The following is a 23663-nucleotide window of genomic DNA, read 5'->3' as shown; positions in this document are numbered from 1 at the left end:
TACGTCATCAGATCAAGGTGGGACATGACCGAGAACACGCAAGCCAGAAAGTATGACGCAAAGATCCGCAAGCGTGCGGCCCGGATTTTGGCCACCGGAGTGGGGCATCGCGCCCTTGCGGTCGAGCTGGGTATTCCCGAGGCGACCGCGCGCCAGTGGGCTCGTTCGTATGCCGTGGGCGGACAGGCGGCTGTCATGAATGCCGGGTCCACGCACCGTGTGTACCCCTATGAGCTCAAGCTCTCGGTCGTTCGCGACCGTATCGAGCAGGGCATGTCCGTGCGCGAGGTCATGATCAAGCACGGGGTCCCGAGCGAGTCGTCGGTCAAGACGTGGTGCCGCCAGTATCGCGACGGCGGTCCCGAGGCGCTGGTGAACAAGCCGCGCGGCCGCAAGCCCAAGCATCCCAAGTCCTAGGGAAACGCCAGCCAATTCACTCCGCGCCGTGCGTCCCCGTGGCGGGCGCCTGGCGCGGAGTGAATTATTCAGCGTTTCGCTCGCAGGCGAATCCGCTCGCTCCCTTTTGTCGCATATCTGCGTGCTATCATGTAGCAGATTCTTAAAGAACTGCAGGTACCTATCGGTATCTGCGAGCACAGGTGAAAGGAAGCCGCATGCTCAACGCAATCGAGATCTCTCCCGATATCTGGTGGGTCGGTGGCATCGACTGGAACGAGCGCTCGTTCCACGGATACACCACCGAGAAGGGCATCACGTACAACGCGTACCTCATCATGGATGAGAAGATCACGCTCATCGATACCGCCAAGGCAACGTTTACCGATGAGTTCCTGCAGCGCATCTCGCAGGTCGTCGACCCCTCCAAGATCGATGTCGTGATCACCAACCATGTCGAGATGGACCACTCCGGTTCGCTGCCCGCCATCCACAAGATCGCCCCCAACGCGACCATCTACGCATCCGCCGGCGCCGGCGTGAACGAGGTCCGCGCCCACTTCGGCATCGAGGCCACCCCGGTCAAGTCCGGCGAGACGCTTTCCATCGGCAAGCGCACGCTGACCTTCGTGACCACGCCCATGGTCCACTGGCCCGACAACATGGTCACCTACTCCGACGTGGACAAGATTCTGTTCTCCAACGACGCCTTCGGCCAGCACTTCGCCTCGACCAAGCGCTTCGATGACGAGAACGATCTGTGCGAGGTCTACAAGCAGGCCAAGAAGTACTACGCGAACATCGTGTGGCCCTATGGCATGCAGGCGAAGAAGGCCCTCGACGTCGTGAAGACGCTCGACCTCAACATGATCTGCCCGAGCCACGGCGTGATCTGGCGCAGCCACATCGCCGACATCCTCGACAAGTACGAGGCCTGGACCACGTATCAGATGCAGGACAAGGCCGTCGTGGTGTTCGATTCCATGTGGCACTCCACCGAGGCCATGGCGCGCGAGATCACCGACGCCTTCATCAAGGAGGGCATCCCCGCCGAGCTCATCGACGTCAAGCACATGCATGTCTCCGACATCATCCTCGAGATGTGCGATGCCAAGTACGTCGCCGTGGGCTCGCCGACCCTGAACTCCAACATGATGCCGACCGTGGCGGGCTTCCTCACCTACATGCGCGGCCTGTCGCCCAACAACAGCATGCGCATCGGCCTGGCGTTCGGCTCCTACGGTTGGGCGCCGCTCGGCCCCAAGCAGGTGTACGCCGAGCTGGAGAACGCCAAATTCCAGCTGCCCGTGCCCGTCGTGGCTCAGCAGTGGATTCCTTCCGAGGAGAACCTGGCCGAGCTTCAGGACACCGTCTGCAAGATGATCGAGGCCGCTCAGGAGTAGAGCTTCGGCCTGCATCGCGCCCCGTCCGCTTCTGCGGGCGGGGCGCTTTTCGTTCGGGGCATGCGATGCTCTGTCGGGCTCTCGCCGCTGCTTCCCCGCGCGTCTCCTCCTGTGGACAAGATGTGGCGAAAATGTGCACCGAGTGTTACCGTTAATGGGATTGAAAAGCTTTATATGAAGAGGGGTGCTTATGGCTTTACTGGGCTTTTTGATCGCGTTTCCCCTTGTCGTGGCGATCGCGCTGATGTTTCTGCGCACCGACACGGTTCGCGATCCGCTCGTGATCGGCTCCGCGGTGATCATCGGCATCGCAAGCATCATCACCGCCGTCACCTTCATGGGAAACCCGACCACCTTCGCGTTTTCCAGCGAAACGTCGCTTATCGGTAACTACCTGGCGACGGCGACGGACCTGTTTTTGTGCGGATTCGTGTTCGTGTTCGCGGTTCGCTCGCGTAACGCCATCGCGCTGGTGCTCGCGACCGTCCAGCTCGTCATCTCCGTCTGGTGCGGCTCCATGGCCATCCACCCCGAAGACGCCATGCCCGAGCCCATGTACATCGACACCCTGTCGGTGATCATGGTCCTCATTGTCGGCCTGGTCGGCAGCGCGATCTGCGTCTACGCGCTGGGCTACATGAAGGACTTCCAGCATCATGAGGAGGAGGCGGCCAAGCGCTTGGGCACCCCCGTGTCCGATCGCCGCCACCAGTTCATCGCCCTGATGTTCCTGTTCCTGTCCGCGATGTTCATCATCGTGACGTCCGACAACATGGACTGGCTGGTCGCCGGCTGGGAGATCACGACGGTGTGCTCCTTCCTCATGATCGGGTTCACGCAAACCGACGAGGCCAAGAAGAGCGCCCTGCTTCAGATCAACCTCAACATGGTCGGCGGCATCGCGTTCCATATCGCGCTCGTGATCATGCACGTGGTCCATATCCCGCTGTCCATCAACGGCCTTATCGAGTTCGCGGCGGGCGAGCAGCCCGACCTGATGATCCTGCCGCTCATGCTGCTCTCGGTCGCCGGCCTCACCAAGGCCGCCCAGATGCCGTTCCACAAGTGGCTGCTCGGCGCCATGGTCGCGCCGACCCCCACGAGCGCGCTTCTGCATTCGTCCACCATGGTCAAGGCGGGCGTCTTCCTGCTCGTGAAGCTCGCCCCGCTCTACCTGATCTATCCGGCCGCGTCGGCCATGGTCGTCGGCATCGGCGGCATCACGTTCGTGCTCTGCTCGTTTCTGGCGATCTCCCAGAGCAACGCCAAGCGCGTGCTCGCCTACTCCACGATCGCCAACCTCGGCCTGATCTCCGCCTGCGCGGGCGTGGGCACCGCCGAGGCCGTGTGGGCCGCCATCTTCCTGATTATCTTCCACACGGTGTCCAAGTCCGTGCTGTTCCTGTGCGTCGGCACGGTCGAGCACCGTATTGGCAGCCGCAACATCGAGGATATGGACGGTCTGTTCAGCCGCCTGCCGCATCTGACCCGCTTCATGATGCTCGGCATCATGGGCATGTTCGTGGCCCCCTTCGGCATGCTCATCTCCAAGTGGGCGACGCTCGTGTCGTTTGCCGAGACGGGCAACGTCATCTTCTTGATCCTGCTCGCGTTCGGCTCCGCCGCGACGTTCTTCTTCTGGGCCAAGTGGCTCGGCAAGCTCGCCGGCGTGTCCCAGAAGGCCGAGAACGTCGAGGGCGGCGTCCATGCGACCGAGTGGGCGGCCATTGGGTTCATCTCCGCGCTGCTCGTCATGTGCTGCGTGCTGCTGCCGATCATCTCCCAGTACGTGATCGGGCCCTATCTCGAGTTCACCTACAACAAGGTCCCGCGCCTCATCGATATCGACAACATGCTCATCATGGTCGCTATCGTCCTGTTTATCGCCATCGTGCTGCTGACCCCGTGGGGTCGCTCCTCGAAGGCCCGTCAGCACGTGTATCTGTCCGGCACGTGCATCGACGCCGATTCGCGCACCTACCTGGGATCGATGGGCCGCACGATGCGCTCGACCAAGCGCAACTGGTATCTGAACGACATCTTCCCCGAGGGCATCCTCACGAACGTCGGCCTGATCGTCTGCACGTCGGTGCTGCTCATGGCGTTCGCCGCCTGCTTCATCTTCAATCCCGGCCTGCTCTCCGGCGGCGCGTTCCTCGTCGAGCGCGAGGTGCTGCTGGTCGGTCCCGGCCTTGTGGGCATCCTCGTCGGCGTGGTCGTCTTCGGCGTCTGCGCGCCCATCGTCGGTTGCCTGCTCGACGGTCTTGACCGCAAGGTCAGCGCGCGCATGCAGGGGCGTGTGGGACCGAAGCTGCTGCAGCCCTACTACGACGTGCGCAAGCTGCTGTCCAAGGAGCAGACGAGCGTCAACGCCATCGACGAGGCGTACGTCACCTGCGCGCTCGTCTTCTGCATCCTCGCCGGCGGCATGTTCATCTCCGGTTCCAACCTGCTGATGTGCGTCTTCTTGGTCACGCTCGCCACCCTGTTCGTGATCATCGCTGCGTACTCCTCGCGCTCCCCGTGGGCCGACGCCGGCGCCGATCGCGAGTGCCTGCAGGTCATGTCCTATGAGCCCATGCTGCTGATCATGACGGTCGGCTTCTTCACGGCGACCCAGTCGTTCGACATCGCGCGCCTGTTCCAGATCGATGCGCCGATCGTCACCACCCTCATCCCCATCTTCTTGGGTCTGCTGTTCATCCTGACCATCAAGCTGCGCAAGAGCCCGTTCGACCTGTCCTACAGCCATCATGCGCACCAGGAGCTGCTCAAGGGCATTACGACCGAGATGACCGGCCGCACGCTCGCCAAGATCGAGATCATGCACTGGTGCGAGAGCGTCCTGTTCCTCATGTGGGTGGGCATGTTCTTCATCTGGGATTCGCCCATCTCCATCGTGGTCGCTCTCGCCGTCGTCGCGATCACGTGGTTTTTCGAGGTCGCCATCGACAACAACTTCGCGCGCACCAAGTGGCAGAACTGCCTGAAGCTCGCGTGGCTCGTCGCGCTGGTGATGGGCGTCGTCAACCTGTTCTACGTGCTCGTCACCCCGTTCATCTAAGGAGCAAGTGATATGGGATATAACTCCAAATCGCCGTGGCTCATCCATTACGACGGATCGAGCTGCAACGGCTGCGATATCGAGGTGCTCGACTCGCTCATGCCGCTCTACGACATCGAGCGCTTCGGCATCATCAACACGGGCAACCCCAAGCACGCCGACATCTTCTTGGTGACCGGCTCCATCAACGCGCAGAACATCCGCGTCGTGCGCCATATCTACAGCCAGATGCTGGAGCCCAAGGTCGTCGTCGCATGCGGCATCTGTGCGTGCACCGGCGGCGTGTTCCGCGACGCCTACAACGTCATCGGCGGCGTGGACAAGGCCATTCCGGTCGATGTGTACGCGCCGGGCTGCGCGGTGCGCCCCGAGACGATCATCGATGCGGTGCTCAAGGGCGTTGAGATCCTTGACGAGAAGGCGCGCCGTCTGGAGGCGGGCGAGGTCCTGCGCGATCCCGACGACCTGTTGGACGACGAGGCGGTCAATGCGCGTCTTGCTGCCATGAAGGCGAGGGAAGAGTAGATGTACACCACCGAGTTCGTCGATATCGACCTGTGCGATCTTCTGACGCGCATCCAGAGCCTCAAGCACCAGGGCATGCGGTTCGTCCAGCTGTGCGCCGAGCTTCCCGAGGGCGGCATCGATCTGGTCTACACGTTCTACGACGAGACGTGCGACAACGCCCTCAACCTGTGCGTGCGCGTGCCCGAGGGGGCCGAGGTCCCCTCGATTCAGGATCTGTACTTCGCCGCGTTTTCATATGAGAACGAGGCCCATGACCTGTTCGGCGTGCAGTTCATCAACATGAAGCTTGATTTCGGCGGCCACTTCTTCGAGCTTGCCGAGAAGGCGCCCATGACCGTGATCACGCCCGAGATGAAGGCGGAGCGCGAGAAGGCTGCCAAGCTGCGCGCCGCGAAGGCCGCCAAGGAGGCCAAGGCCGCCCGCGAGGCCGCCGAGGCCAAGAGCGCCGAACGCGCGCTGACCGAGGATCGCGCCACCGCCGACGCCGCTGCCGTGGCGGCCGTCGACGATCTGGGGCCCAAGGCCGCCAAGCCCACGCCCGAGGAGCGTGCGGCGAAGATGGAGGAGAAGCTCGCGAACATGGATCCCGAGAAGGCGGCCAAGATTCGCGCCGCGCTCGCCGCGCGTACCCAGAAGGCTGGTGAGTAGTGCATGGCAACCCGTACCGTCATCCCGTTCGGCCCGCAGCATCCGGTGCTGCCCGAGCCGGTTCATCTTGACCTGGTCGTCGAGGACGAGAACGTCGTCGAGGCCATCCCGCAGATCGGTTTTGTCCACCGCGGCCTGGAGAAGCTCGTTCAGAAGCGCGACTACAACCAGTTCGTGTACGTCGCCGAGCGCGTCTGCGGCATCTGCAGCTTTGGTCACGGTTACGGTTATGCCGCCGCGACCGAGAAGCTGCTCGGCATCGAGGTACCCCGCCGCGTCGACTACCTGCGCGCCATTCTCGAGGAGCTGTCCCGTATTCATTCGCATCTGCTGTGGCTCGGCCTGCTTGCCGACGGCTTTGGATTCGAGAGCCTGTTCAACCACTGCTGGCGCCTGCGCGAGACCATCCTCGACATCTTCCAGGAGACCTGCGGCGGCCGCATCATCCTGTCCATCTGCATCGTGGGCGGCATGGCTCACGACATCGAGGACAGCATGCTGCGCGACGTATGCGACAAGCTCGAGAGCCTGCGCCATGACTACAAGATCATCGTCGACACCATGCTGAACGATTCCTCGGTGCGCAGCCGTCTGTGCGGCGTGGGCTACATCTCGTTCGAGGACGCCCTCGAGCTGTCGATGGTCGGTCCGTTCGCCAAGGGCTCCGGCGTGGAGCACGATATGCGTACGACGGGGTTCGGCGCCTACGGCGACCTCGAGCACTTCGAGCCCATCATCTCCAACGAGTGCGATTGCTACGCCCGCTGCAAGGTGCGTTGCGAGGAGGTTTTCCAGTCCATCGATATCGTCAAGGAGCTGGTCGCCAAGATTCCGCACGACGGCATCGGCGGCAAGCCCGGACCCAAGGTGGTGCCTCCCGAGGGACGCGCGCACGTGCTGATCGAGCAGCCGCGTGGCGAGGCGTTCTACTATGTGCGCGGCAACGGCACGAAGTACCTCGACCGCTTCCGCCTGCGCACGCCGACCTCGCAGAACCTGGCCGGCATGGTGCGTGCGCTGCAGGGCGTCGACTTGGCCGACGTGCCTATGATCATCCTGACCATCGACCCGTGCATCAGCTGCACGGAAAGGTAGGGCCGTATGGGATCATTCAATCTCGCTAAGATGACGCTGCGCTCCCTGGTGAGCAAGCCCGCGACGGTGCGCTACCCGTATGAGAAGCGCGACCTGGAGCGCCTGTTCCCCCAGATGCGCGGCCATGTGGTCAACGATATCGACGTCTGCATCCTGTGCGGCATGTGCCAGCGCGCCTGCCCGGTCGGCGCGATCACGGTCGATCGCAAGGCGGGCGATTGGACCATCGACCCGTATCGCTGCGTCCAGTGCGCCTCATGCACGCACGAGTGCCCCAAGAACTGCCTGTCGATGGATGTCCACTGCACGGAACCCGCGACGGAGCTCTCCGTCTTCACGATGCACAAGGACATACCCGCCAAGCCCGCCGCCGGCGCCAAGGCGGCAGGTGGCGCTGCTGCCAAGTCTAAGCGCGAGCTGACGCCTGAGCAGCAGGCGCGCGTCGAGGCTGCGCGCAAGGCCGCTGCGGCAAAGAAGGCCGCCAAGGCCGCGCAGGAGGCCTCCGAGTAGGTCTGGGATTCTGCAAGCTGTCACATGACGAGGGTCTTGCCGTGCGGGCGGGGCCCTCGTCGTTTTTGTTTGTCTTCCGGAACGCGTGAGGAGACCGCTGTATCCGCCCGCGTGCAGAACCGCACCCCGATAAAAGGTTTTACCAAGGCTTGAGGGTGCTCCGTTTTGAATTTGGTATCAAATTACGGGAAAAGAGGCCACGTGCGAGCGGATCGAAGGCCCTTCCCAAGGCCTTCGGAATGCGCTGGGTAAAGAAACCGCAGGTCACAAGCTTGTCAGGTATGGCCGTTTTCCATCCGTACTTCCCGAGTTGATACCAAATTCGTTTTCAAGATATACCAATCCCCTCGCTCCTGCAGTTTTGCGGTGCGGTTTTTCCACCGTGCGCATACGGGCCCTGGAATCCGCCAGCGACGCCTTGCCGGCCGCACCGCGGGCGGCCCGAATCGGGGCACGCCGTGCGCCCTTGGAGTACACTTGGTGACTGTGACCGAAACTGAACGCAGACACCAGGGAGTGCGCATGCCCGCCGCCATCCAGCAAACGTATCCGCTCGAGCACTATCTTTCAATCCTTGCACAGGACGGCAATCTGCTGCAGGCTCCTGAGGGTGCAGGCGAGCTGGAAATCCGTTGCGCGACGGATGATTCGCGCGAGGCGGTTCCGGGAACGCTGTTTGTCTGCAAGGGTGCAGCGTTCAAGCGCGAGTATCTTGTTGATGCCTGCGGCGCCGGCGCCGTCGCCTACGTCTCTACCGTCGATTACGGCGTGGATGCCCCCTGCGTGCTTGTGCGCGACATCCGTCGCGCCCTCGGTCTCCTTGCGGACGCCGCCTATGATCATCCGTCCGCACGGACCCAGGTCTGCGCGTTCACGGGCACCAAGGGCAAGACGACCTGCGTGTACTATCTGCGCAGCATCCTCGCCGAGCATGCTCGACGCAACGGCGCCGCGGCGCCCGCCTTCCTGACCGGTGTCGAGTTCGATGACGGAGCGGAGCGAGGCGAGAGCCTGCTGACGACGCCCGAGCCGTTTACCCTGGAGCGCCGCATCGCCAACGCGGCAGCGTCCGGATGCCAGCAGATCGTGATGGAGGCGTCGAGCCAGGCGCTCAAGTTCCATCGCACGCTGGGCATCGAGTTTGCCGTGGGCGCGTTCACCAACTTCGGTGAAGACCACATCTCGCCGATCGAGCACCCGACGCTCGAGGACTATTTTGCCAGCAAGCTGATGCTGTTCAACAACTGCCGCGTCGCGGTGGTCAATCTGGACATGGATGTGGCCGACCGTGTGCTCGAGGCCGCGCGCTCCTGCGGGCGCGTGCTCACCTACTCGCTCTCCGACGTGCGGGCGGACATCCATGCGCTCGGTGCCGTGCGCGGCGATTCGGGCTTGCGCGCTCGCGTGCAGACGCCTGCGGGCGTGCTGACCGTCGACCTTCCGACACCTGCTACGTTCAACCTGTCGAACGCACTGGCGGCGATCGCCTGCGCGGTGGCGCTCGGCGTCGAGGGAGCGTCGATCGAGCGAGGCCTCAAGGCGGTGCGCGTCCCTGGCCGCATGGAGATGCATCGCTCCGACGACGGCCGTATCGTCGGCGTCGTCGACTACGCGCACAACGGCATGAGTCTGGAAATGCTGCTGCGCGAGCTGCGTCAGACCTATCCGGAGCGCGAGATCGCCGTGGTCTTTGGATCGACGGGCGGCAAGGGCGTCGATCGTCGCGAGACGATGGGGGAGGCGGCCGGCAAGTTCGCCGATCGCATCGTGATCACCGAGGACGACCCCGGTCCCGAGAATCCGGCTGACATCTGCGACGCCATCGCGCGTGCGGTCGCCGCCCAGGGCAACGAGAATTGGAAGATCGTGCTCGACCGCGCCGAGGCGATTCGCACGATCGTGCGCGAGACGTCCGGTCCCGCCGTGATCGTCGTGGCGGGCAAGGGCGACGACGCCTTCATGTTGCGCAACGGCGTGCGCGAGCCCTATGAGCCCGATAACGTTCAGCTCGACAGAGCGCTCGGTATCCGTCGGGGAAGCGCCGAGTAACTCGCGCGTTACCGAAAGACGTCGCCCGTCTCCCATGCGCATGGCGATGCCCGCATGGGGCCCTGCTCAGCCGCGCCAGAACGCGATGGCGATCTGCGTGCGATTTTTGAGCCGCAGCTTGGAGAGGATCGAGCTGATGTGGTTGCGGACGGTGCCCTCGCCCATATAGGCCGCCGCCGCGATCTCCCGGTTGTCCAGCCCTTCGGCTATGAGGCGGGCGACCTCGTATTCACGGTCGGTGAGGCAGGCGAAGGCCGCGGGCCGCCTTTCGGGTTCGTCCGCGCCCGCTGTCCGGGATGCCGTATCCGTCGTATCTGCATGCCGAAGCGCGTCGTCCAGGCGGGTTTCGAGGCCCCGTGCCCGGTCAAGGAGGGCTCGGGCGCGCGTGGTCAGGTCGTCGCGTGTGCGGTTGAGGGTCGCCTGCCGGGCGAGCATGCGGCTCGTGCGCGCCGAGAGCGCTGCGGCGAGTCCGCTGAGGGCCGCCGTGGCGCACAGGGTGAGCAGTTCGGGCCGCCAGAGGACGGCCGATATGCACAGCGAGGCGACCGGCGCAATCCATGAGGCGCGCATCCGGTCGATGCGGTGCAGGTCGCGTGCGGTGTCGTAGAGCGCCAGGGGAATGAAGCCTGCTCCCGCGGGCGTGGACAAAGCGCATATGCAGTAGCAGATGGGCATCGCTGCACGAATTCGCTCGGGGAGCGCATCGGACAGCGCCGCGCTGCAGATGGCGAGCAGCGTCATGATGACGCCAGCGGTGCCCAGGCCCCCGGGAAGGAGGGGCAGAAGGCAGGCTGCGCACCCGCAGAAGACCAGAAGCTTGTCGATCGTGCGTTCCATGTTCCTATCATAGCAAGGGAGGTTCCTCCTTCTGCCTGAAGAAGGCGGCTGCGATGGCGGATCGGCCTCGTGCTCGTGTTGCGCGGCGGGCGCCCGGGGGTTCAAGCCGCGTTCGCCTCCCTTTGTCCATCGGTGCGCAAGCGTGCACAACCAATGCTATCTACCTGCGAAAACATAGACCATGACAAATGTCACTGGCGTTCGTCGCGGTGCTCGAGCACACTGGACGCAGCATGGTTTCCAAAATGATCGGCCGCGCGGCGTCCGCCTGCCCGAGATGCCGATGCAGGCGGGTTCGGCGTCGTGCCGGATCGAGGACCGGATGGGAGGCATCCATGGATATCGTCGCGGTGGACGGACTGGTCAAGCGCTATGGCGAGCTGCTCGCACTCGACCACTTCGATCTCCATATCGCCGAGGGGGAGATATTCGGACTGCTGGGGCCCAACGGCAGCGGCAAGACCACGGCCATCAACTGCATGCTCCAGCTGCTCACATACGATCGGGGCTCGATCCGCCTGTTCGGCGAGGATATGGCGCCGGCGCGCTATGACCTCAAGAGGAGGATCGGCATCGTGCCCCAGCAGGTGGCGGTGCTCGAAGAGCTGTCGGTCCGCGAGAACATCGATTTCTTCTGCTCGCTGTACGTATCGGACCGCGCGCGCCGCCGCGCGTTGGTTGATGAGGCCATCGACTTCGTGGGCCTCGCCGAGTTCGCGGGGTTCCGCCCCAAGAAGCTCTCCGGAGGCCTGCTGCGCCGCCTCAACATCGCGTGCGGCATTGCGCACAAGCCCGAGCTCATCTTTTTCGACGAGCCCACCGTGGCGGTCGATCCGCAGAGCCGCAACGCCATTCTCGCTGGTATCAAGGGGCTTCGCGACGAGGGTGCGACCGTGGTCTATACAAGCCATTACATGGAGGAGGTCGAGCAGATCTGCTCGCGCATCATGATCATGGATGGGGGCCGCGTGCTGGCGCAGGGCACCAACGAGGAGCTCAAGCGCATGGTGTCCACGGGCGAGAAGATCGTGATCGAGGTCCCCTCGGTGTCCGATGCCGTATTGCGGCGCCTTCGCGCGCTGCCCCACGTGCTGGAGGCAGGGCATGCCGACCAGACGCTCACCGTGCGCTGCGAGGCGAGCCCGCACAACCTCACCGACGTGCTCGGGGTGCTGGGAGCGGCCCGCGTGCAGCTGGGGCGCGTGTATGCCGAGCCTCCGACCTTAAACGACGTGTTTCTCGAGCTTACCGGCCGCGAGCTGCGCGATTAGGGGGCCATCATGCGAAGTACCTTCAAAGCGACCGTGATCATGCTGCTGAGGACGCCCAGCGCGCTCGTGTGGGCCCTCGCGTTCCCCGTGCTGATGGCGACGCTGTTCATGTTCATGTTCTCAAGTATGCGCAACGACGGATCGGTGGACGCCGTGCCGGTTGCGGTGGTGGCCGATGCCACCTGGGATGATTCGATGTTCGCGGAGGCGGTCAGCGCTCTAGCCGATGAGGGCGGCGACGTCTCCGGGGACGACTCCGGTGCCGCCCTGCTCGTCGTCACCGAGGTCGAAACCCTCGCAGAGGCCCGCGATCTACTGGATACCGGCGAGGTCGACGGCGTGTTTCGCGTCGATGACGCGGGGGAGGTCCAGCTTACCGTGGCACCTGAGTATTCTTCGGCGCACCAGGGAGATCGGGGGCGAAGCTACGGAATCAACCGTTCGATATTGGAAACCGTGGCGAGCTCCTATACCCAGTCCGAGACGCTGTTGGAGGACCTCGTCGCACGCGACCCTTCCGCCCTGTCCGACCCGCAGGTCGTCGAGCGCGCGTTGTCGCTCGCGGCCAACACCGAGCACATCTCGCTGACGCGCGGCACGCCCGACGAGACCGTGCGCTACTACTATGCCCTTATGGGCATGGCCACCATGTTCGTGGCCCAGCTCTCCATGATCGCCGTGAGCAACATCAGGCCCACGGCCTCTGCCGTGGCGGCGCGCCGCTGCATCGCCGGCACGAGCCGCATCCGGCAGCTTGCGGGCGCCCTGCTGGGCTCGTGGGCGCTGTCGGCGATCTTCCTGTCCGTGGCGTTCGCCTTCATCCGCTTCGTTGTCGGTATCGATTTCGAGGGACGCGAGGGGCTGTGCCTTCTGGCCTTGGCAGCCGGAGCCTGCATGGCCACGGGGTTTGGGGCGCTTGTCGGATCGCTGCCGCTCAAGGGGTCGGCATCGTCGGGGTCGGGTATCCTGACGGGCCTCACCTGCGTGTTGTCCATCTTTGCGGGCCTGTACGGCGAACCCACCATGAAGCTGGCGGACAGCATCGCGCGCGCCGTGCCCATCTCGGCGTGGATCAATCCCACCAAGCTCGTATGTGACTTGTTCTACAGCCTGTATTTCTACGAGTCCCTGGTACCGTTCGCCGCCCGCCTGCTCGCCTGCGTCGCGTGGGGCGCGGTGCTCTTCGCGTGCGCGGCCCCGCTGTTCAGGAGGCATCGCTATGCGCATCTTTAGGACCGCTCTCGCCATCGCGTTCAAGCACCCCATCTATCTGGGCGTGTACGTGCTATTTCTGTCCCTCATCGGATCGTTTGTCACCGGCGGTGCCGCCTACGTCGAGGAGGATACCCAAACATATGAACCCGCGCAGGCGAGCTTGGCCGTGATCGATCGCGACGATTCCGACCTGTCGGAAGCCCTGGAGGGCTATCTCTCCCGCATACACGATGTGGCTGACGTCCCCGACGAGGAGTTCGCGCTGCAGGATGCGCTGGCGACCAATCAGGTCGATGCGGTCATCATCGTGCCCCAGGGGTTCGAGGACGATTGCCTGTCTGCCGCGCGCAGCGACGGCGACCTGCCGCGTCTGCAGGTCGCGTACGGCGGCTACACGCAGGCGTCGGCGTTTGCCGAGCAGCAGGCCGCCCGCTGGGTCTCGCTTGCAGGCGCCGAGGCGGCGTTGGAGCCCGAGGCGAGCGCCGCCGAGGTCGCCGCCGCCGTCGATGCCGCGGCGGGTCGCCGTGCTGACGTGGAGGTCGAGGCCGCCGAGGTCGCCACGAGCTCCGCGTATCCGCTGCAGACATATTTGAGCTTCAGCACCTATACGCTCATGTGCTCGGTGGTGGTCTGCGTGGGTCTCGTGCTCTCCAAGATGACGGAGCCCGATGTTCGCCGCCGCATGCTCGCATCGCCTTTGCGCCCCCGCAGGCTCGGTTTGAACATGCTGCTCGGCTGCCTTGTGATCACGGTGGGCGTGTGGGCGGCTACGAGCGCGGTGGGGGTCGTGTCGAGCGGCATCGGCACGCTCGTCGTCGCACCGGCCCAGGTGATGCTGGCGCTCGTCGCCATGCTCGTGTTCGCCCTCGTGCCGCTGTCCGTCGCCTTCATGCTCGCCATGCTGGGCGTGGGCGAGGAAGGGCTCAACGCGCTCGGCAATATCGGCGGCATAATCATGTCCTTTCTGGGCGGTGCATGGGTGCCCATCGCGTTGCTGGGTGACGCCGTGCAGACTGCGGCTCGGTTCTCTCCGGCTTTCTGGACCAACGAGGCCGTCGCTTCGCTGCTCTCGGCTCCGCAGCTCACGGCCGATGTGCTCGCCGAGGCCGGTTGCGGCATGGGCATCACGGCGCTGTTCGCCGTGGCCTTTGCGGCCATCGGGCTCGCTGCCGCTCGCTCCCGTCCTGTTCAGTAGGGCTGGCGCGGCCGTACCGGTTCGCACCGCATGGGCGTTTGGTACAATGCGCTCGCGCCAGTAATCCATACGACACAGAGGGGATCTTATGGATACCATCACCGAACCGTCCAAGGTATATTTCTGCGATCTTCGCAGCCATGGCCGCGAGAGCCAGGTCGATAAGCTCAAGCGCCTGATTCGCCGCGCCGGCATCGATCAGATCGACTTCGAGAACAAGTTCGTCGCCATCAAGATTCATTTCGGCGAGCTGGGCAACCTGAGCTTTTTGCGTCCCAACTACGCCCGCGCCGTCGCCGACGTGGTCAAGGAGCTCGGCGGCAAGCCCTTCCTGACCGACTGCAACACGCTGTACGTGGGCAGCCGTAAAAACGCGCTCGAGCACATCGATTGCGCCTACCAGAACGGATTCACCCCGTATGCCACCGGTTGCCATGTGATCATCGCCGACGGTCTCAAAGGCACCGATGAGGCGCTCGTGCCGGTGAAGAACGGCGAGTACGTCAAGGAGGCCAAGATCGGCCGCGCGCTGATGGACGCCGACATCGTGATCAGCCTCACGCATTTCAAGGGCCATGAGCAGGCCGGCTTCGGTGGCGCCATGAAGAACCTGGGTATGGGCGGCGGCAGCCGCGCCGGCAAGATGGAGCAGCACGCGTCGGGCAAGCCCAGCGTCCATACGGAAGGTTGCATCGGGTGCCGTGCTTGCGAGCGCATCTGCGCCCACGGCGCCATCACGTTCGAGGAGACGCGCGAGCGCGAGCTCAAGAGCGGCAAGGTCGTGACGGTTCCGGTGGCGCACATCGATCACGACCGCTGCGTGGGCTGCGGCCGCTGCATCGGCGCCTGCAACCAGGATGCCATCGAGCCGGATTACGACCAGGCCGTGGATGTGCTGAACTGCAAGATCGCCGAGTACACGCAGGCCGTCGTGCAGGATCGCCCCAACTTCCATATCTCGCTCGCCATCGACATCAGCCCCAACTGCGACTGCCATGCCGAGAACGACACGCCCATCGTGCCCGATCTGGGCATGTTCGCGAGCTTCGACCCGGTTGCCATCGACCAGGCCTGCATCGACATGGCGCTGGCCGCGCCGGCGCTGCCGAACACCGAGCTCACCGACATGCGCGACAAGCTCGAGGCCGAGGGCGGCATTCCCGAGCGCTGCGAGCACGACCACTTCAACATGACCCATCCCGACACCAACTGGCGCTCCTGCATCGAGCACGCCGAGAAGATCGGTCTGGGTACGAGCCGCTATGAGCTCATCACGATGAAGTAGCGACAAGCAGTCGATTGGGCCGCCCGCCCCAGGATTGTCCTGGGGCGGGCGGCGTTTTGGGTCGTTTGGGGACGGGTTCATCTTCGTCGACGACATGTCGTCGACGAAGATGAACCCGTCCCCAAACGACCCAAAACGTTGCTACTTGTACGACACCCTGCTCGTTTGCTATAGTTTTGAGCGGTCTATATTTGGAGGATTGCTCAGCAACATGTCCGCATCAGGCGACAGTTCCACATCGCGAAGTACCACGGTGCCGGGCGGCTCGTCCGCGCCGGTGCCCGAATCCGATGATCCCTCACCTGTTCAGGTGGTAACCGACGTGCGCGACGACGCCGTCGAGGATGTATGCGCCACCTGCCCCAAACGGCGACGCTCCTGCCCCAAATACCCTTGCAAGCAGGACCGTGGGCGCAATCCCAAAGAACCGCCGCACTACACGGTCGGCGAAGAAATCGCGAACTCCATCACGCACGGCATCGGCGTCCTGCTCGGCATCGCCGGCCTCGTGCTCCTCATCGTGAAGGCCGCTCTCGGCGGCGCGGCGCCTGCGCATATGGCCTCGGCCATCGTGTTCGGCGTCTCGATCATCCTCGAGTACCTTGCGTCGACGCTGTACCACGCCATCCAGGTGCCCGCGGCGAAGCGCATCTTCCGCACCATCGACCACAGCTGCATCTACCTGCTTATCGCGGGCTCCTATACCCCGTTTCTCCTCATCACGCTCGAGCCGTACGGCGGCATCGTCATGTTCGTGGTCATCTGGGCGCTCGCCTTCGCGGGCATCTCCTTCGAGATCGTCGGACGTCAACGCCAGCCGCGCTGGGTGACGATCATCATCTACCTCGTCATGGGCTGGCTCGTGGTGTTCCGTCTGCCCCAGCTCGTAGCGGCGCTCGATCCGCTCGCGCTCGCGCTCCTTGTCGTCGGCGGCCTGTGCTACACCATCGGCACCATCTTCTACCTCATGAAGAGCATCCGCTACATGCACAGCGTCTGGCACCTGTGGGTGCTTGCCGGCAGCATCTTCATCTTTATGGTGGTGATCCTTTTCGTGATCTGATAGTTCGGGCGCCCTCGCGCCACCCGTACCGTCATCCGCGCAGGCGGATCGCCACGTTTCCACTCGACCTCGGAGGTTCGATCATTACGCTATGGGCATAGCAATTTCCATCATCGCAACGCTTCTTCTGACGCTTCTGAACGGCTATTTCTCCATGTCGGAGATGGCGCTCACCACGGCAAAGCGCGCCAGCCTCGAGCACGACGCCGAGGAGGGCGACAGGCGCGCCGCCAAGGCGCTCGAGCTCTCGACGGATTCCACCGACTTTCTCGCGACCATCCAGGTCGCCATCACGCTCGTCGGTTTCTTCTCCGCGACCGTGTCGTCCAACACGCTGTCCGATCCGCTGGCGACCTGGCTCGAGTCGTTCGGCCTGAGCCCGCTCACGACAATCGCCCCGGTCATCTCGCCCATCATCATCACGCTGGTCGTGTCGTATCTGTCCATCGTGATCGGCGAGCTCGTCCCCAAGCGCATCGGCCTCGCGGACGCCGAGGGCATGGCGAAGTCCGTCGCCGGCCCCATCTCCACCTTCCGGAACCTGGCCAAGCCGCTCGTGTGGCTGACCCAGGCCTCCGCCAACGGCCTGTCCAAGCTGCTGGGCATCAAGAGTGCCGACGATCGCCAGAACGTCTCCGAGGAGGAGATCAAGTACATGATCAGCGAGCAGGACACGCTGCTCGATGAGGAGAAACGCATCATCCACGAGGTCTTCGACCTGGGCGATGCCGTGGCGCGCGAGGTCATGGTGCCGCGCGTCGACGTCACCATGTGCGAAGAGGACGACAACATCATGTCCGTCCTCACCGTCATGCGCGAGACCGGTTTCTCCCGCATCCCCATTTATCGCGAGGACCAGGACTGCATCGTGGGCATCGCCCACATCAAGGATCTGATCCGCCCCGCCCTCGAGGGCCTGTCGGACTCCCCGGTGAGCGACTACGTGCGCGACGCCACCTTCGTTCCGGACACCAAGGACATCCTGCCGCTGCTGTCCGAGATGCAGACGGCGCATGAACAGATGGTTGTGGTGGTGGACGAGTACGGCGGAACGGCCGGCGTCATCACGATCGAGGACATCGTCGAGGAATTCGTGGGTGAGATCGAGGACGAGTTCGACCCCGACAACAAGTACCTCACCCGCCTGTCGCGTCGCGAGTGGCTGGTCGACGGACGCTTTTCGTGCGATGATGCTGCCGAGCTCGGTTGGCCCATCGAGGAGAGCGACGATTACGAGACCCTTGCCGGCTGGATCTTGGATCTGTGTGATTCGGTGCCCGATATCGGCGCCGTCTTCGAGCAGGACGGGTACAAGTTCAAGGTGCAGTCCATGCGCGGGCAGCGCATCTCGCTCATCCGCGTGACCGGTCCCGACCCCGACGCAGAGCCCAAGCCTGCGGACGAGGCCGAAGACGGGCATAATGATAAGTAACGGTTCGCGGCTTGCCGCGGGCGTAGCGAAAGACGAAAAGGCGGAAACGTTCATGGCACAGCTGTTCAACATCCTGAAGATCACGGTGGGCGTCGACAAGCTCTGCGCCCGCGTGCTGGTCAACCCCGGCATGCCTCTCAAGACCTCGGAGGATATCGAGGCGACGGCGCGCGTCTACTATCTGGCGCCGGCCATCGCCAAGCATCTGTGCCTGGGCGACACCGGCCGTGAATTCCAGGAGTGCATGGGCGATACCGAGCTCGCGCACCTGCTTGAGCATCTGACGGTCGAGATCATGAACGAGACCGGCCTGGGCGGCAACGTGTCGTGCGGGCGCACCCGTGCGGTCCCCGGTGACGAGCGCCTGTTCGACGTCGAGCTTTCGTGCCCCGATGACGCGTTGACCGTCGGCGCGCTTTCCTCTGCATCCTTCATGATGGACTGGGCGTTCCTGCACGCCTCGGCGCCGGCGCCCGATTTTCCCGGCACCGTCGCCGCTCTGCGCAGCCTGGTGCTCAATCTGCGCGGCGAGGGGGAGCAGGCCGCCGACGCCGCCGAGGACGCGGAAGCGGAGGGCACTGATTCCGAGGGTAGCCCCGAACCCGTCTCGGCGACTGAGGCCCAGGCTCCGGTTCAGCCGGAGGCCGCCGTACCCCGCCAGGATGCCCCGCGTCGCGCCATCGACACCGAGGGCCTGCGCATGCGGGCCAAGATGGCAGGTCATGCGCCTGCCAAGCGCGTTGCCGACGTGTTCCGCCCGATGTTCGGCGGCGCGGCGTCCAACCGCCGTTCCGAGTAAAACCGACCGCAAACGGCGCCGGGCGGCCCATCGATACGGGCCACCCGGCGCCGTTTGGGTCTATGCGATGCCCCGAGTGGGTACACGCAGGTATAATGAAGACTCCATCGACAACGTTCACTCTATACGGGAGGAGCAACATGGGTAAGGGATTCAGTTTTGTCGCAGGCGCGGTCTTGGGTACCGCCGCTGGTGTGGTCGCCGGCATCCTGGTGGCTCCTCGCTCGGGCGCCGAGACGCGCGCCATGGCCGCCGACATGGCCAACGACGCATGGGACAGCGCACGCGACATGTATGAGCAGGGCGTCGATACGGCCCGTGCCGCCGCAACCGATTTCGGCCCCATGGTGGACGCCAAGACCGATGAGCTTCGCGCCAAGGTCGATTTGGCCCGCGAGCGCATGGATCAGCTCCGCGAGCAGCTCAACGACGCCATCGCCGGGGGCAACGTGACGCCCGCTGCCGACGTCGTCGTCGAGTCCGTCGTGACCGATGCCCCCGCTGCGGGCGCTGAGGCCGCTGCCGAGGCGTAAATGCTCGTCGCAGATCTCCAGGGCGCGCGCATCTACCGCATGCCCGCCGAATCCAAGCGAACCAACAAGGATGGCACCCCGCGCGAGCCCAAGCGACTCGGGCGGGTGCATTTTGCCGTGTTCTCGCCCGATGGTCTGCGCGTCGTGGGCTTCATGGTCAAGCTGCCCGATGTCGCCGCGATGATCAAGCAGCCCGATCGCTTCGTGGCACTCGACGCGCTCAAGGTATATGAAGGCGTGATCGCGGTGGCCGACGGCAAGGAGAACTACGATGATGCGGCGGCCAAGCGCTTGGGCATCAACCTCGATGAGTGCCTCATCTGGACCGGCATGGATGTCGTGACCGCTTCCGGTAAGGCCATGGGCTACTGCGCCGACTGCGCCTTCGACGCCAAGACCGGCAAGGTCTCCACGTTTAAGATCACCAACGGCAGCACCTCGAGTATGCTCGTGGGCGATATCGAGATGCCCGCCTCCTACCTCAAGGGCTATAAAAAAGGCGCCATGGTCGTTTCCGACAAGGCGTGCGAGCTGGAGCTTTCCGGCGGCGCTGCCGCCAAGGCGGCCGAGGCGACCGTCGTGATCGGCGACAAGGTCAAAAAGGGCGCGGCCAAGATCGACGAGCACGGCTCGAAAGCGCTCGACAAGGGAAGCCGCGCGCTGGGCAAGCAGCTCGGCAAGACCAAGGGGATGTTCTCGTCGTTTGCCGCGGAGTATCGCAAGGCGGCGGGGGCGCCCAAGAAGAAAAAGAAGTAGCGCGTGCAATTTTGGGATGAGTCCTCGGGGAACCGCTGATCGATTCATTTCGCGCCAGTCGCCCCGTGCCGGGTGCCGCGGACGCGATTGATCGGTGTTTCCCCAAAATTGCACGGCCAACAATGGTACAGTTTTCCCAAACGCACCAAGGGGAGAACCATTGCCTAACTACACCACCTCCTACTCCAAAATCTCGAAGAAGCCACACTATCGGCGCAGCAACGGCAACCAGCTGCCTTCTGCGCGCCGCAAGGGCAAGCGCCGGCCGGGGGCGCAATATCTCCACCATACGCAGGGGTTCGGACGCCACGGTCGCGGCCGCATGATGCCCCGCCGCAACGATTCGCGCCGACCCTATGCGATCATCGCGGTCGCCTGCGCCGCCCTGCTGTTCGTGGCGAGCGTCGTGTGGTACATCAACCGCAGCGTGCCCATCACCTTGAACGGTTCAGAAAGCTCGGTGCGCATCAACTCGACCATCCAGCAGCTCATCGACGACCAGGAGCTGAGCTATCGTGCGGGCGATCTGCTGGCGGTCGATGACAGCGTGCTCGAGAAGCGCGGGGGAGAGGCCTATTCCGTCGTGCTGAACGGCGAGCAGATCGGCAACGCCGAGCTCGATACCACCCAGCTCACGGGTGGCGAGGAGCTCACCATCGGCGACGGGCGCGATGTCTACGAGGAGCACGAGGTCCAGGCCACCGCGATCCAGCCGACGCTGACGCTCAAGGGCAGCGGCCCCATCCAGTACGTCGAGACCTGGGGCATCCCTGGAAGGACCGAGGTGTGGACGGGCGCGGTCTCCGGCATCACCGCCGATCGCGGTGTGGTGCAGGAGGTCCAGAACTGCGTGGTGCGCGCGACGTCCGTCTCTCCGGCGGACGGAAAGTACGTGGCCTTGACCTTCGACGAGGGCCCCAGCAGCTATACCGAGCAGATCCTCCGGGTGCTCTCCGACGCGGGCGCCACGGCGACCTTCTTCATGCAGGGCGATCGGGTCGATGCCAACCAGGCTGCGGTGGCAAGCATCGCCGCCAGCGACAACGAGCTGGGCTCGAACGGTCAAAACGATGTCGACCTCACGACGCTGTCCGGTGACGACCTGCGCCAGCAGCTCACCCAGGGTTTCGACGCGATCGATCGTGCCGCAGATACGACCTGCGCGCTGCTGCGACCGCCCTACGGTCTGTTCTCCGAGCAGAATTGGACCGAGGCCATGGATCTGGTGAGCGCGGTCGTGACGTGGAATATCGATTCGGGCGACTACCTGCTGCCCGGCGCCGATTCGGTGATCGAGACCGTCATGGGTTCGGTCGGCAACGGCGACATCATCCTTCTGACCGACAACGACTCGTGCGGCGAGCAGACCCTGGAGCTGCTGCCGGCCCTGCTTTCGCGCCTTCAAGACGAGGGCTATCAGATCGTGAGCCTCTCGGAGCTCATCAAGACCGACGAGGAGCTGGCCAACACGCTCGACCTGTCCCGCACCTCGATGCCCGCGGATGCCGTCCTGCCTCATCTATCGCTTGAAATAGATGAGGGTGAGGGGGAATCCGAATAGATAAAAATACAATCATGATGTAGGAATCGTCGAAAATCATCCGGTTGTCGCAGGCATGCAGGGTTGCGGCCGCGACGAAGGTCATGATGGACACAGCCTGTTCGACGTTGCGTACCGCTGCGCGACGTGATCGATACGAAAAGATGGTCCGATGAGCGACATGCATGAGAAGAGCCCACAGGGGAAAACGGCCCAGTCCCCGTCCGGTGCCCGTTCGGCATCGCAGCCTGATCGCGGTGTCCAGAAGGGCGCCGCGTCGCGTCCCCATGCGCGCACATCGGTCCCGTCTCAGCATCCGACCTATCGGCCGGCATCGGGACACGCCTCGACGGCAGGGGCGTCGCACAAGCCGACCGCCCACACCCGTGCCGCTTCGTCTCGGCTTGCCCCTGCATCCCACCAGACTCCTGCGCCGCGACCGCGGAAGGCCGTTTCTCGGCCCCAATCGTCGGGGGCTGCCCATCCAAGGGCGGTGCGCCCGCAGAGATCCCGCCAGCAGGCGTATACGCCGCACGCAGCGCAGGGTTCGCCTCGGACATCTTCTGCGCCGCGTCAGGGACACGGGGCGCCTCGGGGCGTGGCGCCCGTGCGGCATCGCGAGGCGTACGTGCGTCACGAGCATCGCGGTATGCAGCGCGTGCCGCTCATCGCGGCGGCCGTGGCGGTCGTGCTGATCGCCGCCGTCGGCATCGGTATCGGCTATCAGTTCTTCTGGCGTTCCATCGACGTTACCGTCAACGGCCAGGAGGTGTCGGGCAAGATCGGCACGCCGGTCGACCAGTTCCTTGCCGACAACAACTACTTCGGCGTCAAGGCCGGACGCCTGCTGTCGGTCAACGGCAACGTTCTCGATGAACAGGGCGGAGAGCGCTGCTCGGTCATCAGCGAAGGCGAGGCGGTGGAGACGTCGGAGCTTCCCGAGATGGAGCTCGACGACGACCTTACGCTGACCGTGTCCGACGGTCTCGACAAGACCGAGGAGTATGTCGAGGAGATCGTCGAGATCGCCCCGAACATCACATCGGATGGCTCCGGTGCGATCCAGTTCGTGTCGCAGTGGGGCAAGCCGGGCAAAAAGAAGGTGTGGACGGGCAAGCAGTCCGGCGAGACCGCCGACAAGGAGGTCGTCGAGGCTCCGGTGGACATGGTGGTCTCCATGTACAATCCCAAGCCCAAAGGCGACAAGAAGTACATAGCGCTGACGTTTGATGACGGTCCGAGCGCGTACACCAAAGACATCTTGGCCATCCTCGACCGCTATGGCGTCAAGGCGACGTTCTTCAATCTCGGCACGCAGGTCGACAGCGACAGCAAGGCGGTCGTGGAGGGCGGCCATGAGATGGCGAGCCACACGAATCAGCACGCCAACCTGCCCGATTGCGATCGCGATTCGCTGCGCGCCGAGATCAGCAGCGCGGCGGACGCCATCGAGGGGGCGTCGGGTTTCCGGCCTCAGATGATCCGAGCTCCGTACGGCGCCTTCACGCTTACCGAATGGGCGCGCGCGGGGGATCTGATCAGCTGCAACGTGCTGTGGAACATCGACACGCTCGACTGGAAGCTGCCCGGCGCCGAGGCCATCAAGAACAAGGTGCTCGCGGGTGCCTACAACGGCGCGATCGCGCTTATGCATGACGGCGGCGGGAACCGCGCCCAGGACGTCGAGGCGCTGCCGGGCATCATCGAGGCCCTGCAGGCCGACGGCTACGAGCTGGTGACGGTGTCGGAGCTCATGGAGCTCGACGGGCGCTTTCCCCAGGACGTGATCGATGGGACCGTCAAGATGCCCGAAGACGCTACACTCCCCAACCTGTAGTGAAATTTTAGGGACAGTCCCTAAAAATTCACATACGTCGCAGAGGGTGATGGCGGAATCGCCCCCTGCAATTTTAGGGACTGTCCCTAAAATTGCATGCTATAGTACAGACGGCTGTGCCTATCGGGCGCGGCCGTCTTGTTCTTGTATGGGGGTCACGAGAAAGGTAACAGGTGAGATCCAAACCTCGACCACACAGTAGCTGAC

General features: G+C 64.1%; 20 protein-coding genes. 19 read left to right on the top strand and 1 reads right to left on the bottom strand.

Annotation, left to right across the window (positions count from 1 at the left end; genetic code table 11):
* Nucleotides 1-24: 24 nt before the first annotated feature.
* From B5F74_RS05840 to B5F74_RS05805, 8 genes are all read left to right on the top strand, one after another.
* Complete coding sequence (locus B5F74_RS05840) at nucleotides 25-417, top strand: helix-turn-helix domain-containing protein (protein ID WP_066831288.1); 393 nt, start codon at nucleotides 25-27, stop codon at nucleotides 415-417.
* A gap of 197 nt (nucleotides 418-614) precedes the next feature.
* Nucleotides 615-1799 (top strand): FprA family A-type flavoprotein, encoded by a 1185-nt coding sequence (locus B5F74_RS05835; protein WP_066831290.1) that lies wholly within the window; start codon nucleotides 615-617, stop codon nucleotides 1797-1799.
* A gap of 190 nt (nucleotides 1800-1989) precedes the next feature.
* Nucleotides 1990-4863: a proton-conducting transporter membrane subunit gene (locus tag B5F74_RS05830; RefSeq protein ID WP_204212465.1), complete on the top strand. Its 2874-nt coding sequence runs from the start codon at nucleotides 1990-1992 to the stop codon at nucleotides 4861-4863.
* A gap of 12 nt (nucleotides 4864-4875) precedes the next feature.
* Nucleotides 4876-5388, top strand: coding sequence for an NADH-quinone oxidoreductase subunit NuoB (nuoB, locus tag B5F74_RS05825; RefSeq protein ID WP_239283375.1), 513 nt, complete (start codon nucleotides 4876-4878; stop codon nucleotides 5386-5388).
* Nucleotides 5389-6039 carry an NADH-quinone oxidoreductase subunit C gene (locus tag B5F74_RS05820; protein WP_066831297.1) on the top strand — a complete coding sequence of 217 codons (651 nt, stop codon included), beginning with the start codon at nucleotides 5389-5391 and terminating at the stop codon, nucleotides 6037-6039.
* Between the two features lie 3 nt (nucleotides 6040-6042).
* Nucleotides 6043-7134, top strand: coding sequence for a nickel-dependent hydrogenase large subunit (locus B5F74_RS05815; protein WP_087200819.1), 1092 nt, complete (start codon nucleotides 6043-6045; stop codon nucleotides 7132-7134).
* Nucleotides 7135-7140: 6 nt separating this feature from the next.
* On the top strand, nucleotides 7141-7644 hold the full coding sequence (locus B5F74_RS05810) for a 4Fe-4S binding protein (protein WP_087200817.1): 504 nt from the start codon (nucleotides 7141-7143) through the stop codon (nucleotides 7642-7644).
* 522 nt (nucleotides 7645-8166) lie between these two features.
* Nucleotides 8167-9693, top strand: a complete 1527-nt coding sequence (locus B5F74_RS05805) for a UDP-N-acetylmuramoyl-L-alanyl-D-glutamate--2,6-diaminopimelate ligase (RefSeq protein ID WP_087200815.1) — start codon at nucleotides 8167-8169, stop codon at nucleotides 9691-9693.
* Nucleotides 9694-9759: 66 nt separating this feature from the next.
* Here the strand turns inward: B5F74_RS05805 and B5F74_RS12600 are convergent, their stop codons facing one another.
* Nucleotides 9760-10530: a LuxR C-terminal-related transcriptional regulator gene (locus tag B5F74_RS12600; RefSeq protein WP_239283374.1), complete on the bottom strand. Its 771-nt coding sequence runs from the start codon at nucleotides 10528-10530 to the stop codon at nucleotides 9760-9762.
* 335 nt (nucleotides 10531-10865) lie between these two features.
* On the opposite strand from B5F74_RS12600, the gene B5F74_RS05795 reads away from it, so the two are divergent.
* The 11 genes from B5F74_RS05795 (at nucleotide 10866) to B5F74_RS05745 (ending at nucleotide 23456) form a co-directional block, all read left to right on the top strand.
* On the top strand, nucleotides 10866-11801 hold the full coding sequence (locus B5F74_RS05795; protein WP_087200813.1) for an ABC transporter ATP-binding protein: 936 nt from the start codon (nucleotides 10866-10868) through the stop codon (nucleotides 11799-11801).
* 9 nt (nucleotides 11802-11810) lie between these two features.
* Nucleotides 11811-13034: an ABC transporter permease gene (locus B5F74_RS05790; RefSeq protein ID WP_087200811.1), complete on the top strand. Its 1224-nt coding sequence runs from the start codon at nucleotides 11811-11813 to the stop codon at nucleotides 13032-13034.
* Nucleotides 13021-14211 (top strand): ABC transporter permease, encoded by a 1191-nt coding sequence (locus B5F74_RS05785; protein ID WP_087200810.1) that lies wholly within the window; start codon nucleotides 13021-13023, stop codon nucleotides 14209-14211. The genes B5F74_RS05790 and B5F74_RS05785 overlap by 14 nt, the downstream gene beginning before the upstream one ends.
* A gap of 88 nt (nucleotides 14212-14299) precedes the next feature.
* Nucleotides 14300-15496 carry a DUF362 domain-containing protein gene (locus B5F74_RS05780; RefSeq protein WP_066831315.1) on the top strand — a complete coding sequence of 399 codons (1197 nt, stop codon included), beginning with the start codon at nucleotides 14300-14302 and terminating at the stop codon, nucleotides 15494-15496.
* A gap of 211 nt (nucleotides 15497-15707) precedes the next feature.
* Complete coding sequence (locus B5F74_RS05775; RefSeq protein ID WP_239283373.1) at nucleotides 15708-16559, top strand: hemolysin III family protein; 852 nt, start codon at nucleotides 15708-15710, stop codon at nucleotides 16557-16559.
* A 91-nt stretch (nucleotides 16560-16650) separates the two neighbouring features.
* Entirely contained in the window at nucleotides 16651-17991 is a 1341-nt protein-coding gene (locus B5F74_RS05770; RefSeq protein WP_087200807.1) for a hemolysin family protein, read from the top strand.
* A gap of 52 nt (nucleotides 17992-18043) precedes the next feature.
* Nucleotides 18044-18790 carry a hypothetical protein gene (locus B5F74_RS05765; RefSeq protein WP_239283371.1) on the top strand — a complete coding sequence of 249 codons (747 nt, stop codon included), beginning with the start codon at nucleotides 18044-18046 and terminating at the stop codon, nucleotides 18788-18790.
* A 140-nt stretch (nucleotides 18791-18930) separates the two neighbouring features.
* A complete protein-coding gene (locus tag B5F74_RS05760; protein ID WP_066831321.1) occupies nucleotides 18931-19323 on the top strand; it encodes a YtxH domain-containing protein in 393 nt (130 codons plus the stop codon).
* The gene (locus tag B5F74_RS05755; RefSeq protein ID WP_087200805.1) at nucleotides 19324-20079 is read left to right on the top strand and encodes a hypothetical protein; all 756 of its coding nucleotides are present in this window, start codon (nucleotides 19324-19326) and stop codon (nucleotides 20077-20079) included.
* 160 nt (nucleotides 20080-20239) lie between these two features.
* Nucleotides 20240-21640: a polysaccharide deacetylase family protein gene (locus B5F74_RS05750; RefSeq protein WP_087200803.1), complete on the top strand. Its 1401-nt coding sequence runs from the start codon at nucleotides 20240-20242 to the stop codon at nucleotides 21638-21640.
* 586 nt (nucleotides 21641-22226) lie between these two features.
* Nucleotides 22227-23456 (top strand): polysaccharide deacetylase family protein, encoded by a 1230-nt coding sequence (locus B5F74_RS05745; protein WP_158095709.1) that lies wholly within the window; start codon nucleotides 22227-22229, stop codon nucleotides 23454-23456.
* Nucleotides 23457-23663 lie beyond the last annotated feature (207 nt).

The sequence above is a fragment of the Collinsella sp. An271 genome (assembly GCF_002159695.1).
GTDB lineage: Bacteria > Actinomycetota > Coriobacteriia > Coriobacteriales > Coriobacteriaceae > Collinsella > Collinsella ihumii.
Note: the sequence above shows the minus strand (reverse complement) of the source record. Positions and strands in the feature narration are given on the sequence as shown.